This is a genomic window from Flintibacter sp. (genome assembly GCF_046973065.1).
The window spans coordinates 1-13795 of the sequence record NZ_JBKVXZ010000044.1; the positions used below are offsets into that span (position 1 = coordinate 1).

The 13795-nt window shown below is 60.1% G+C and carries 9 protein-coding genes, 1 pseudogene and 1 other annotated feature; of the genes and pseudogenes, 3 read left to right on the forward strand and 7 right to left on the reverse strand.

Features of this window, described 5'->3' with window-relative positions:
• Positions 1-107: 107 nt before the first annotated feature.
• The 6 genes and pseudogenes from ACLTXB_RS13795 to ACLTXB_RS13820 all read right to left on the reverse strand — a co-directional run.
• Positions 108-1007: an NAD(P)/FAD-dependent oxidoreductase gene (locus tag ACLTXB_RS13795; RefSeq protein WP_428227406.1), complete on the reverse strand. Its 900-nt coding sequence runs from the start codon at positions 1005-1007 to the stop codon at positions 108-110.
• A 198-nt stretch (positions 1008-1205) separates the two neighbouring features.
• Positions 1206-3956: an isoleucine--tRNA ligase gene (gene ileS, locus ACLTXB_RS13800; protein WP_428227407.1), complete on the reverse strand. Its 2751-nt coding sequence runs from the start codon at positions 3954-3956 to the stop codon at positions 1206-1208.
• A 17-nt stretch (positions 3957-3973) separates the two neighbouring features.
• Positions 3974-4195: a PF20097 family protein gene (locus ACLTXB_RS13805; protein WP_428227408.1), complete on the reverse strand. Its 222-nt coding sequence runs from the start codon at positions 4193-4195 to the stop codon at positions 3974-3976.
• 42 nt (positions 4196-4237) lie between these two features.
• Positions 4238-4462 (reverse strand) — a binding site (T-box leader).
• 793 nt (positions 4463-5255) lie between these two features.
• Positions 5256-6284 (reverse strand): glycosyltransferase family 2 protein, encoded by a 1029-nt coding sequence (locus ACLTXB_RS13810; RefSeq protein WP_428227409.1) that lies wholly within the window; start codon positions 6282-6284, stop codon positions 5256-5258.
• Between the two features lie 65 nt (positions 6285-6349).
• Positions 6350-7522, reverse strand: a complete 1173-nt coding sequence (gene glf, locus ACLTXB_RS13815; protein ID WP_428227410.1) for a UDP-galactopyranose mutase — start codon at positions 7520-7522, stop codon at positions 6350-6352.
• Between the two features lie 176 nt (positions 7523-7698).
• Positions 7699-8049 (reverse strand): annotated as a pseudogene (locus ACLTXB_RS13820) (rubredoxin-like domain-containing protein); the annotation flags it as partial.
• Between the two features lie 204 nt (positions 8050-8253).
• Between ACLTXB_RS13820 and ACLTXB_RS13825 the strand changes: the two are divergent.
• Together ACLTXB_RS13825 and ACLTXB_RS13830 are read left to right on the forward strand one after the other, a co-directional pair.
• Complete coding sequence (locus ACLTXB_RS13825; RefSeq protein ID WP_428227411.1) at positions 8254-9702, forward strand: nicotinate phosphoribosyltransferase; 1449 nt, start codon at positions 8254-8256, stop codon at positions 9700-9702.
• 233 nt (positions 9703-9935) lie between these two features.
• Entirely contained in the window at positions 9936-10814 is an 879-nt protein-coding gene (locus ACLTXB_RS13830; RefSeq protein ID WP_428227412.1) for an ROK family protein, read from the forward strand.
• A 56-nt stretch (positions 10815-10870) separates the two neighbouring features.
• Here the strand turns inward: ACLTXB_RS13830 and ACLTXB_RS13835 are convergent, their stop codons facing one another.
• Positions 10871-12604: a CvpA family protein gene (locus ACLTXB_RS13835; RefSeq protein ID WP_428227413.1), complete on the reverse strand. Its 1734-nt coding sequence runs from the start codon at positions 12602-12604 to the stop codon at positions 10871-10873.
• A 188-nt stretch (positions 12605-12792) separates the two neighbouring features.
• Between ACLTXB_RS13835 and ACLTXB_RS13840 the strand changes: the two genes are divergently transcribed.
• Positions 12793-13230 carry a CBS domain-containing protein gene (locus ACLTXB_RS13840; RefSeq protein ID WP_235396478.1) on the forward strand — a complete coding sequence of 146 codons (438 nt, stop codon included), beginning with the start codon at positions 12793-12795 and terminating at the stop codon, positions 13228-13230.
• Positions 13231-13795 lie beyond the last annotated feature (565 nt).

Here is a 13795-nt window from a genome sequence, read left to right on the forward strand (position 1 = left end):
AGGTGACTATGAGCGCCCGCTGTGCGAAGGCGCTCATCGGAGCCGTCCCCCGGCGATTCTTTCGTGCCTTTCTGATCGCTCAGAAAGGCACATTTTCCCTTTATAGATTATGTTTCTTCCAAGAAAAGTAACGCCGCAATCGTGCCGTCGCTGACGGCGGTGGTGAGCTGACGCACCGATTTGGTGCGGCAGTCCCCGGCGGCATACACCCCGGGTCGGCTGGTGCGGCAGTCGGAAGAACGGATATACCCCGCCTCGTCCAGCTCCACCAGGTCGGCAAAGAGCTGGTTTTGAGGCTGCTGCCCCACCGCCACAAACAGGTTGTCCACCGCCAGAGCGGTGATCTCCCCGGTGACCTTGTTCTTCACCTGGATGCCGGTGAGCTGGCCGTCCGCCTGGTCCAGGGCCTCCACCGTACTGTCCATGAGGCACTGAATGTTGGGGCAGGCGAGAACCTGATCCACCAGCCGCTGGGCGCCCCGGAACTGGTCCCGGCGGTGAATAAGGGTCACCTGAGGACACAGCTGGGCCAAAAACAGGGCGTCCTGGAGGGCGGTGTCGCCCCCGCCCACTACGGCCACGGGCTTACCCTTACAGAAGGGTCCGTCGCACACGGCGCAGTAGGAGATGCCCTGTCCCACCAACTCCTCCTCACCGGAAAGACCCAGGGGACGGTGGCGAACACCGGTGGCGAGAATCAGCCCCTTGCAGGTGTGGCTGCCGCAGTCGGTGTCCACCTGGAAACCATCCTCCAGGGGCGTTACCGCCGTGACGCTCTCATACTCCAGCTGAGCGCCCAGATCCTGGGCCTGCTGGGCCAGGGTGTCACCCAGCTCACTGCCCGCCACCCGGGGCAGACCAGGATAGTTTTCCACAAGGGGAGAGAAGTTGATCTGTCCGCCGGGGGTGCTCTCCTCCAGCACCAGCACGCTACGCCCCGCCCGGGCCAGGTACAGCCCGGCGGTGAGTCCGGCCGGGCCGCCTCCCACCACGATTACATCGGTCATCACGGCACCTCATTTCCTTCCGTTTTTCTCTATTGTACTTTACTTTCCACAAAAACACCAGAAAATGTGGAAAACTTTTAAATATGGGCTGACAAGAAAAAAGTAGGAGCGACGCAGAACGTCACTCCTACCTTTCATTTTGTTACGGGCGCAGCGGCGAAACGCAGTTTCGCACAAAGTTCTTTGCTAAGCTTTCTTTCAAGAAAGCGTGGCGGCGCAGCGGGGGCAGAGGGTGGGGTGGTTGGCGTCGGAGCCCACCTTGATGTGGTGCTTCCAGCAGCGCTCACACTTCTCGCCCTTGGCCTCGGAGACCTGAACAGCCAGGGCCTCGCCCACGGTGACGTTCACCTGGGAAACGATGAACAGGTCGGCCAGGTACTCCTCGTCCATCTCGGCCAGGAAGGCGTCCTCGGCAGGAACAGTCAGCTCCACGGCGGCCTCCAGGCTCTTGCCGATCTTCTTCTCGTTCCGGGCGCTCTCCAGCACGCCGTTAACGGCGGTACGCACGTCGATGATCTTGTCCCACTTGGCCATCTCGTCCTCGCTGAGGGCATAGTCGGCAAAGGGCTTGTTCATCTCGTTGAGCACCACGTTGCGGGCATCCTGATCGGCGCGGTGAGGCATGGCCTGCCAGATCTCGTCACAGGTGAAGGCCAGGATGGGGGCAAACAGCTTGGTGATGGTATCCAGGATGAGCCACAGAGCGGTCTGGGCGGAGCGGCGCTTCAGGCCGTCCTTCTCCTCGCAGTAGAGGCGGTCCTTGATGATATCCAGATAGAAGGAGGACAGCTCCACCACGCAGAAGTCGTTGATGGCGTGGGAGACCACGTGGAACTCGTAGTTATCATAGGCGGCGAAGCACTTCTGGGTCAGCTCATTGAGCTTGGTCACCGCCCACTTGTCCAGCTCCAGCATCTCCTCGGGCTTGACCAAGTTCTCAGGATCGAAGCCGTTGAGGTTGCCCAGGCAGTACCGGGCAGTGTTGCGGAACTTCAGGTAGTTCTGGGAGAGCTGCTTGAAGATGTTGTCGGAGCAGCGCACATCCACATGGTAGTCAGCGGAACCAGCCCACAGACGGAGCAGGTCGGCGCCGTACTTCTTGAAGATGTCAGCGGGGTCCACACCGTTGCCCAGAGACTTGTGCATGGCACGGCCCTCGCCGTCCACGGTCCAGCCGTGGGTCAGGCACTCCTTGAAGGGCGCACCCTTGCCCAGAGCGCCCACGGCGGTGAGCATGGAGGACTGGAACCAGCCGCGGTACTGGTCGAGACCCTCCAGGTACATGGTGGCAGGCCAGAAGCCCTGGTCCTTCTGCATGGAGGCAAAGTGGGTGGAACCGGAGTCGAACCAGCCGTCCAGGGTGTCCTCCTCCTTGGTGAAGCCGCCCTTGGAGCCGCAGTGGGGGCAGGCGAAATCGGCGGGCAGGATGTCGGAAGCCTCCATCTCATACCAGGCGTTGGAGCCCTTCTCGCCGAAGAGCTTGCTCACGGCGGCGATGGTCTCGTCGGTGCAGATGGACTTGCCGCAGTCCTTGCAGTAGAACACGGGGATGGGCAGACCCCAGCGGCGCTGACGGCTGATGCACCAGTCGGCGCGCTCCCGGATCATGGACTTCATGCGGTCAATGCCCCAGCCGGGCACCCAGCGCACGTCGTCACAGGCGGCGCAGGCCTCGTCCTTGAAGGCATCCACGGAGCAGAACCACTGGGGAGTGGCGCGGAAGATGATGGGCTTCTTGCAGCGCCAGCAGTGGGGGTAGGAGTGGACGATCTCCTCGCTGGCAAAGAGAGCGCCGCTCTCCTTCATGTCAGCCAGGATGACAGGATTAGACTCCTCGGTCTTCATGCCGGCGTACTTGCCGGCGTAGTCGGTGTGGCGGCCACGGTCGTCCACGGGCACCACCATCTCCATGCCGTAGCGGCGGCAGGTCTGGTAGTCGTCGGCGCCGAAGCCGGGAGCGGTGTGGACGCAGCCGGTACCGGAGTCCATGGTGACGTAGTCGGCCAGCAGCAGGCGGGAGGTCTTATCCAGGAAGGGGTGCTGGGCCAGCATATTCTCGAAGAAGGAGCCGGGGTGAGTCTCGGCGATCTCCCAGGACTCAAAGCCGCCCACCTTCATGACCTTCTCCACCAGGGCCTCGGCCATGATATAGGTCTCACCGTTGGGAGCCTTCACCAGGGCGTAGCTCTCGTCGGGGTGGAGGGCGATGGCCAGGTTGCCGGGCAGCGTCCAGATGGTGGTGGTCCAGATCACGAAGAACAGCTTGCTGTGGTCATAGGCGGCCAGCTTGCCCTGGTCGTCCTTCATCTGGAACTTCACGTACACGGTGGTACAGGGGTCGTCCTGGTACTCGATCTCGGCCTCGGCCAGGGCGGTCTCGTCGTTGGGGCACCAGTAAACGGGCTTGAGGCCCTTGTAGATATAGCCCTTCTTGTACATCTCCCCGAACACCTTGACCTCCTCGGCCTCAAAGCCGGGGTCCATGGTCTTGTAGGGATGCTCCCAGTCGGCCAGCACGCCGATGCGCTTGAAGCCCTCCATCTGGATGTCGATATACTTCTGGGCGTAGTTGTGGCAGGCGGTACGGAACTCGGGAACGCTCATCTGCTTGCGGTTGAGCTTCTGCTCCTTGATGATGGCGCTCTCGATGGGCATGCCGTGGTTATCCCAGCCGGGGATATAGGGGGTGTAGTAGCCCCGCATGGCGTACATACGGGTAATGAAGTCCTTCAGGGACTTGTTGAGGGCGTGGCCCATATGCAGGTTGCCGTTGGAGAACGGAGGGCCGTCGTGGAGGGAGAAGAGAGGCTTGCCCTCGTTCTTCTTCAGCATCTCGTTGTACAGGTCCATATCGTTCCAGCGCTGGAGCATGTCGGGCTCCCGCTTGGGCAGACCGGCCCGCATGGGGAAGTCGGTCTGGGGGAGATTGATGGTCTTATTGTAGTCCATGTCTCGTGTTCCTCCATTTATTGATACTCAAAGATTACGGTTTTACAAGCCGCGCAGAGATAAGCAGGATATTCCACAAAGTCAAAGAGGGTATCTGGGGGCGGGGTGGGTTTGAGCCGTACCCTGCCCTTGCGGGGAAAGGGAAATTGCCCGCGCTCAGGGGCCCACTCCAGCTGGCAGATTTTCCCCGGAATCATCCAGCCAAGGGACATTTCGTTTCCACATTTGGGGCAGTTCATCAAAGCCACTCCTCTCAGAAAACAAAAAAACCCTTGTCTCAACAAAGAGACAAAGGCAATATCCTCTGCGGTACCACTCTTCTTGCCGGACAAACACGTCCGGCCACTCAAGTTCTGCCCGGTAACGGGGGCGTCCGGAGAGGCCTACTTAAGTTCAGCCCTCTGCTCCAAGGTGATGTTCCCCGGCTCCTCCCGTCCGCCTTGCACCTAAACGGCGGCTCTCTGTGCGTCTCAGAGGCGGGTACTTTTCCTTTTCCACGCGGTTTTCCTTATTTGCCAGAATATCTTATCTGTTTTTTGAGTTGATGTCAAGGGGGAAGGGGGTTCATTTTTTCACCAAAGAGACGAGTGTTCCTTTTTGCTGGCCCAAAAAGGAACCAAAAAGGCACCAGGGGGCTTCCTTCGATGAACACCTGGCTTGCGCCGGTGTTCATAGGCGTTGCCCCCTGGACCCCCGGCTACGGAGGACGCCCTCCTGGAAGATGGGCACTTGCGTCCGGCGGCTTCGAACACAAGACCTTGCTTCCTTCTTGCCTCGGGGGCACAGGCCCCTACAAGGTAGAAATTTGAAAGTATCCGCGCTGTACGCACACCACCTAGTCTGGCAAAGCTGTGGCAGCCGGGCAATCGATGACGACCGCACCAAACAGGTAGGGGCGCACCAGGCGGTGTACGATAGAGAGCAAAAACTTGCAAATTTTGATGGCAATAGGCCCCAGTGGGCCGAGTGGAGAGGGGTGCACGGTCAAAATTTAGGCCGCCGGAAGAGAGTAAGAGGCCAAAGGGACCCGCTCCCGTAACAGGGGGACCGGGGGAAAGGTGACTATGAGCGCCCGCTCCGCGTAGGCGCTCATCGGAGCCGTCCCCCGGCGATCTTTGGTTCTTTCCATCGCTGGAAAGAACACTCCTCGCTCCCCGCCCCGCAGGGCGGAACCCTCCAAACAAAAAAGTGGGAGCGACGGAACACGTCACTCCCACAAAAATCTCTCTTACGGGCGCAGAGGCAAAGCAAAGCTTTGCACAAAGCTTTTTTGCCTACTTTTTTCTCGAAAAAAGTAGGTTAGTTGAATTTATAAATCTTCCGAGCCAGACGATAAAGTCCCACCGACAGCTTCCGTCCCTGATAGCCGGGGAAAGCAGTAAAGGCGGACACAGCGCGGTACTTCATCTTGTGGTAGATGCCGGAGTCCACGGTACGCAGGTACTCCCACAGCTGGGTGCGCTTGCCCAGGGCCTCGGGGGAGCTGTCAATGACCAGGAAGATGGAGGAAATGGCCATCATCATAGCCAGGTAGTTGAACATATACCGGCCCAGCTTCTTGTGCTCCGCAGAGACCTGGCGCAGGTCGTGGGAGTCAATCATGTGGTAGGTGACCCGCAGCTGCTGGTCCACCCGAGTGACCATCACCTTCTCGTTGACGCTCTGGTCGGAGCGGCCGATAAAGTAGCGGTACAGGTCCACATCCAGGTAGTACATGTTCTTCACATAGGGCAGGGGCTGGTAGACAAAGATGTTGTCCACATAGAAGGTGTGCTTGGGCAGCTCCAGCCGGCAGGCGCGCAGCATCTCGGTGCGGTAGATGACCGAGTGCATCAGCAGGTACTGGGAGGGCCGGAAGCGGCCGATCTCGTTCCAGGTGAACACGCGGCCCTCGGGGAACACGTTGGTGTACTTCATCACCTTCTGCGTGTTGTCCTCCACGTGCTCATAGACGTAGTTGGCGATAAAGAGGTCCAGCGGCTGCTCCGCCCCGGCGAACGCCCTCAGCTTGTCCAGAACGGCCTTCAGGGCCGCCTCGTCCAGCCAGTCGTCGGAGTCCACCACCTTATAGTACATCCCTTGGGCGTGGCGCAGGCCCTGGTTGACCCCTTCGCCGTGGCCGCCGTTCTCCTGGTGGATGGCCCGCACGATGTCCGGGTACTCCGCTTGATAGCGGTCGCAGATGGCGGGGGTGTCGTCCTTGGTGGAGCCGTCGTCCACCAGGATGATCTCGATGTCGTCGCCGCCCTGGAGCAGGGTCTCCACGCAGTGCTCCATATAGGCAGCGGAGTTATAACAAGGGACGGCAAAGGTAATCAGCTTATCCATATGTAATTATCTCCTCTCGTCGGAGGGGGCACGGGTGTTCCGCGCCCCGGCGGCTCACGCCGCAATCACTTCAGCAGCTCTTCAGCCAGGTCCAGCGCCCGGCCGGCGATAGCGTCCATATTGTAGTATTTGTACTCCGCCAGGCGGCCCAACAGGTGGAGGTTTGGGAACTTCTCCGCCAGGGCCTTGTACTGGCCGTACTGGGCATTGTTGTCCGGGTTAATGATAGCGTAGTAAGGGGTCTCTCCCGGCGCTCCGGTATAGGCGCGGGAGTACTCCTTCACGATGGTGGTCTTCCCGGGCACCTTCTGGCCGGTGAGGTGCTTAAACTCGGTGATGCGGGTATAGTCCTCGTCCACGGTGTAGTTCACCGTGCCGTAGCCCTGGAAGTCGTCCTGGGGAAGGGTCTCGAAGCGGAAGTCCAGGGTGCGGTAGGGGAGGGGGCCAAACTGGAAGCCAAAGAGCTCGTCGGCCTGGCCGGTGTAGATGACGGGGCCGTCAAAGACTTCGCCATCCACCTTGATCTGCTCCCCGCTCACATCCAGCCGCTTCAGGGCGTCGCAGCCCAGCTCCACGGTGATGTTGGGATGGTCCAGCATCCGCTCAAACATGGGGGTGTAACCCTCCTGAGGCATGCCCTGGAAGGCGTCCTGGAAGTAGCGGTCATCCCGGGAGAGGAACACCGGCACCCGGGCGGTGGTGTTGGGGTCGATCGCCTCCGGCTTTTGTCCCCACTGCTTCATGGTGTAGTGGACAAACACGTGCTCGTACACATAGTCGGCCAGAGCGGCGATCTCGGGGTCAGCGTTCTGCCGCAGCTCGAGAATGGTCACCTTCTGCTCCGCGCCGTACTCGGCCAGCAGCTTGTCCCCCAGGCGCTTGCCCTCCTTGGGACCAAAGGCGGTCTCCAGGGAGGTGAGGTTGAAGGGGACCGGGTAGGTCATGCGGCCCCCGGCATTGTCGGGGATGTTGGCGATGACCCGGTGCTGGTAGTCCCGCCAGGGAGTAAACCGGGACAGCCAGTCAAAGACCCGCTTGTCGTTGGTGTGGAAGATATGGGGGCCGTACTGGTGAATGAGCACGCCGGCCTGGTCCAGACAGTCGTAGGCGTTGCCGCCGATATGGTCCCGGCGCTCCAGAACCAGCACCCGCTTGCCGCCCTGCTCTGCCAACTGCCGGGCGCACACCGCCCCGGCATAACCCGCGCCGACCACCAGCGCGTCAAAGGTACGCTCCAACTTGTATCCCGCCTTTTCTTTATCATCAGACCGGACAGGCTGTCCTGTCCAGATAGAATCAGTATACCATAGTTGCCCGGACCAGGGCAATGAAAAAAGTATAAAGGATACCTTAAGGTGTGGTTAGTCAATTCTTTAAAACCAGTCCTCCCCTCCAGTGCCAGAAACTGGCTCTGCGGTCCCAGACACAGCGGACAGCGCTCCGGCGCCCCCTCCTCATACTGGGTGTGGCCGCAGACAGTGCACCGCCACAGGCAGGGGAGAGGCCGGGCAAACAGCTCCCCATCCTCCAGCCGCCCAGCCCACCGGGCAAACCGGTCCCCGTGGGTCTCGTCCACCTGGGCTACCCGCTCAAACTGCCGTCCATGGACCCGCTCCTGCTCCGCCGTGCGCACAAACAGCAGCTCCACCACCGCCAGCCCATCCCGGTGGGCCGCTCCCGCCGCCAGCATATACCGGCTGCGGGCCAGATTTTTCTCCGCCAGCCCCCGGGCCAGATTTTCCAGAGTACGGCTGGGCACATCCATACCAAACGCCTCCTTTTTTGCTCCTTTGTTCCATTTAGTATTGCCAGCCAGAACAAAATTACATGCCCTTTTCGAAATTCTCCTGGATTTTAACAATTTTTTTACGGAATACCCCGCTTGTCCTTGCCTTTCCCCAGGGGAGCGGGTATAATAAAGGCAATTCGGGGTGTCTTGTCACCCCCATGTGAGGAGGCTGCCCCAGCCATGAAAGCAAAAACAAACCTGACCATGCTCTGCGACTTCTACGAGCTGACCATGGGCAACGGCTATTTCCAGACCGGACTGGCCGACCGGATCTGTTACTTTGACGTGTTTTACCGCTCCGTCCCCGACAAGGGAGGCTTCGCCATCGCGGCGGGCCTGGCCCAGGTGGTGGAGTACATCCAGAACCTGTGCTTTGACGAGGAGGACATCGCTTACCTCCAGTCCAAGGGCTGCTTTGCCCCGGAGTTTTTAGATTATCTGCGTACCTTCCGCTTTACCGGCGACATCTGGGCCGTGCCCGAGGGCACCCCCATCTTCCCCGGCGAGCCCATCCTCACCGTGCGGGCCCCCGCCATCCAGGCCCAGTTTATTGAGACTTTTGTGCTGCTGTGCCTCAACCACCAGTGCCTCATCGCCACCAAGTCCAACCGCATCGTCCGGGCCGCCGAGGGCCGCCCGGTGGCGGAATTCGGCTCCCGCCGGGCCCACGGCCCCGACGGCGCTCTGCTGGGCGCCCGGGCCAGCTACATCGCCGGCTGCTCCGCCACCGCCTGCACCATGGCCGACCAGCACTACGGCTCTCCCGCCACCGGCACCATGGCCCACTCCTGGGTGCAGATGTTCCCCGACGAGTACACCGCCTTCAAGACCTACTGCCAGCTCTATCCGGAAAACGCCATCCTGCTGGTGGACACCTATAACGTGCTGAAATCCGGCGTGCCCAATGCCATCCGTGCCTTCAAAGAGGTGCTGGAGCCCATGGGCATCACCAAGTGCGGTATCCGCCTGGACTCCGGCGACCTCACCTACCTGTCCCGGAAGGCCCGGGAGATGCTGGACGAGGCGGGTCTTACCAGCTGCAAGATCTTTGCCTCCAACGCCCTGGACGAGTACATCATCCGGGATCTGGTGCGCCAGGGCGCCCGTATCGACTCCTTCGGCGTGGGCGAGCGGCTCATCACCTCCCGCTCCGAGCCGGTGTTCGGCGGGGTATATAAGCTGGTGGCCATCGAGGATGAGAGCGGCAATATCATTCCCAAGATCAAGATCAGCGAGAATGCCGCCAAGATCACTACTCCCCACTTCAAGAAGATCTACCGTATCTTCTCCAAGGACACGGGCAAGGCGGAGGCCGATCTCATCTGCCTGCACAACGAGGAGTTTGACTTCACCCAGCCTCTGGAACTCTTTGACCCCGACGCCACCTGGAAGCGCAAGACCTACACCGACTATGAGGCCCGGGAGTTGATGGTCCCCATTTTCCTGAACGGTGAACTGGTCTATCAGGTGCCCGACCTCCAGGCCAGCCGCTCCTACTGCCAGCGGCAGGTGGATTCCCTGTGGGACGAGGTAAAGCGCTTTGAGAACCCCCACAACTACTATGTGGACCTGAGCCAGAAGCTGTGGGACATCAAGCAGAACCTCCTGAACAGCCACGACATGCACTAACTTTTTTTGAGAAAAAAGTTGGCAAAAAGCCTTCTGCTAAGCTTCGCTTTGCCTCTGCGCCCACCGCTTTCTTGAAAGAAAGCTTGGCAAAGAACTTTGTGGGAAACTTCGTTTCCCTTCCGCGCCTGTAAGAAATATATTTATGGGAATGACGTATTCCGTCGCTCCCACTCTTTTGCGCAGAGTATTGTACCTTGAGGGCAGAAATTTCACTCATAAGGAAGGAAGCTATCATGTCTTATCGCATTGCCTGTATTGATTTAGGCGGCACTATGATTAAAAGCGGCCTGTGGGACGGAACTGCACTGTCTCACACCCAGCAGACTCCCACCCACTCTCAGGAGGGCGCCCAGGCGGTGCTGGACCGGGTGATTACTCTGGTCCGTGCTATGGGCCCCATTGACGGGGTAGGCCTGTCCACCGCCGGAGAAGTAGAGCCGGAGAGCGGCCGTATTCTATTATGTGACAATATCCCCGGTTACACCGGCATGGAGGTGGGCCGTCTGCTCACTCAGGAGCTGGGAGTGCCGGCCGCAGTGGAAAACGATGTCAACGCTGCCGCTCTGGGCGAGGCCTTCCACGGCGCGGCCCAGGGGGCCCGCCACAGCCTTATGGTCAGCTATGGTACCGGAGTAGGCGGAGCTTGCATTCTGAATGGGCAGCTCTACCGGGGCATGGCCAGCGCCGGAGAATTCGGCGGCATGTTGGTCCACCCGGAGGATCTGCAGGCCGATGACCGGGGTTCGGGCAGCTATGAGCGTTACGCCAGCACCACCGCCTTGGTCCGCATGGCCCGGGAACTAGATCCCACCTTCACCGATGGCCGCGCTATCTTTGCCCGCCTGGCTGAGCCTGCTGTGTCCCAGTTGGTGGACCGCTGGTGCGGCGAGGTGGCTTTGGGTCTGGTCGGCCTGATCCACGCCTTTGCCCCGGAGCGGGTAATTTTAGGCGGCGGGGTCATGGAGGCCCCACAGGTCCTGCCCCGGGTGGAGGCTCGGGTGCATCCCCTGCTGAAGTCCAGCTTCTTGGGCTGCCGTCTGGTCGCTGCTCAGCTGGGCAACCGGGCCAGCATGATTGGCATGGGCTGTACCGTCCAACAAAACCTGAACTAAGCAATCAAAGAAGGCCGTCCCTGCCGGGACGGCCTTCTTTGATTTGAGATTTTAAGTTATGCCGCCGGCTGGGCGGTATTCTCGCCTGTGTCGGCCTGGTTGGACGCGGCACGGCCATCGATAGTCAGGGAGTAACCGTCCAGAATGGAGCCGCCCTCCTCAGTAGCTGCGTGCTCAATTGTCACCTTGTCGCCCACGTTCAGAATGACAGCCAGTTCATCCTTGGCCGCCGACAGGGAGTAGAAGACCTGCTCGCCGTCCAGGCGAACAAAGTAGTAGGTGTTTCCGTCCAGCACAGCGGAGCGGATCTCGGCCACGGTGCCCTCAGCGGTGGTCTGAGGCACCTCTTCCGGCTTGGTGATGCCCTTGTCCGAGAGCTGGCGCACATAGGTCTGTTCACACTGGGATACAGTGGTGCCGGTGGCCACGATCTGATACTGGGCCACGTTGACCATAGCGTACATCTTCACCAGACTGCTCTGGTCCTTCAGGGGGATGAAGTAGGTGGGCTCCCCGGCGATGTTGAGCAGCAGGGGGAAGGTAGCAGTGTAGCCCAGATCCTGCACCACACCCTGGGCCGACGACATGGCCGCGTACTCGGTGGCTCCGGGGGCGTCGTAGAAGCGGGTCTCCTTGGTGCGCTGGTTGCTCAGCAGGAAGCCCAGGTTGGACTGGTCGGCGTTGGCGGAGGTGACGCCGGTGTACACATATACATCGTCGTTGAGGGCGATGTAGTTATACCCTTCGGTGGTCACGGTCACGTCCCGCTGACCCAGCACGGAGTTGATAAAGCCGTTGATGAGGGTGCCGTGGTAGTCGTACTGCTCCATAATGAGCTGGGGGGTGTACACGTTGTCCACCCAGCTGGGCACGTCGGCAATGTCGTAGTAGGTGCTCTCGCCGGTGATGGCGTTGCAGAGCACCGCGCCCTTAATGTCGGTGCCGCCGAACAGGCCGATGGTTTTCACCACCCGGGGCGCGATCCACCAGGGCTGGCCATCCTCGTCGATTTCAAACTTGGGGCTATCGAACATATAAGTGGGATACTGGAAGCGGAGATGGCGCATAATGTTGCGGTTCAGGGGCTCGGAGAAGGAGTACTTCATGCCCTCCTGGAGCCGCACCACGCTGGCTTCCTGAGTCACCATGTCCACCACCACATAGGCGGGCAGACCCTCGCCCCGGTTGGTAAACCATTTGATGAGGTCGGCGTAGGCAATGGGGGAGACCCGCACCGGCCGGCCCTGGTAGTTGATCTGCACCGACTGCTTGGAGGGGTACTCAAACTGGCTGACCATGTCGCTGAGGGTACCCATCTGCCGGTCGCCCAGGTACTCGGCGCTGTCCCGGTCCAGGGTGGGGATCTTGTCAAAGGAAATCTGGCTGATATCCTCGGCAAAGGTGCCGTTCTCCACAGTGAGCAGGTCCCAGTAGGCTCCCGCCCGGAAGATGGGCAGAGAGATGATCTGACCCACCAGAGCCACCACCACCAGCAGCACCATAAAGATGCCCACCGGCAGGCACTGCTGCTTGATAAAGCGGAAGTAGTCTCCCACCCGGGCCTTGCCAGAGGTCTTGCCGTCCCGGAAGCCGGAGGTCACCAGGGCAGAGGCCACATAGGCCAGACACAGCACAAAAATGAAGCTGTAAAAGTCCGGAGACTGCAGATTGATAGCGGGCAGGCCCAGATAGAAGTAGATAAAGCCTACCACCGCCGTCACCAGCAGGTTGATGAGGATCTTGCCCGGTTTGCTCAGGTTTTTCCGGGGCTTTTTTCCTTCGTTATTCAAGTTGGTTCTCCTCTCTGCGGTAAAATATACCGCTTGGAAATGATGCAAGTATACCTGTTTTTCTGGGAGAATGCAACGGGATTTTGACACTCTCGTCTAATTCTTAATCTGATTTAAAGAATCGCCGGTATGGTGAAGGCAGGCCCGGGGCATACTGACAGAAACAGGACGCCGTGCGTCTGGAAAGGATGATCCCTGTGCAAGTTAAGGATCTGATGAACCCCAGTGTGGTCACCATTGAGCCCACCTCCTCCGCCGCCCTGGCCGCCCGGCTCCTGAGCCGTCACAACGTGGGCGTGCTGCCAGTGTGCGGGGAGGACCGGAAGCTGCGTGGCATGGTCACCGACCGGGATATCGTACTGCGCTGTGTGGCCGCCGAGGAGGACCCCGCCCAGACCCTGGTGCGGGAGATCATGACCCGGGGGTGCGCCACGGTGTCGCCCCAGGACGATTGCCGGGCCGCCACCCAGCTCATGGCCCGCCAGCAGGTGCGCCGCCTGCCGGTGGTGGAGGGGGGAAAGCTGGTGGGCATCGTCTCCTTGGCCGACTTGGCCCGCAGCCAGCGCTTTGATATGGAGGCCGCTCAGGCGCTGGGGGAGATTTCGGAAAACATCGTCCGCCGTTAGCCCGCTTTCTTGAAAGAAAGCTTGGCAAAGAACTTTGTGGGAAACTTCGTTTCCCCTCTGCGCCCGTAAGAGAAATTTTTTGTGGGAGTGACATTCTGCGTCGCTCCCACTTTTTTATGGGTTCCGCCCTGCGGGGCGGGGAGGGGGACGGTTGTTCCTTTCTGAGCGATCAGAAAGGAACCAAAGAATCGCTGGGGGTTGATTCCGGTGAGCACCTTCGCGCAGCGGGTGCTCACAGTCATCTGCCCCCCAGACCCCCCGGCTACGGGAGCGTGTCCCTTCGGTTGTTTCGTAGTCCCCGGCGGCCTAAGTTTTGACTGTGCTCCATTCTACTCCCGGGCCTTAGGCCCTTTTACTATCAAAATTTGAAGGCATTGTCACTTTATATGTACACCGCCTGGTGCCTGCCTACCTGTTTGGTGCGGCACTGGTCGAACGGACCAGCTACCACAGTTCTGCCAGAGTAGGCGGTGTTATTTCAAGCGCACATCTTTTAATTTTCCAATTCGAAGGCCCCAGTGGGCCGAGGCAAGAAGAACTGCGGAGCTTGTTTCAGGTCCGCCGG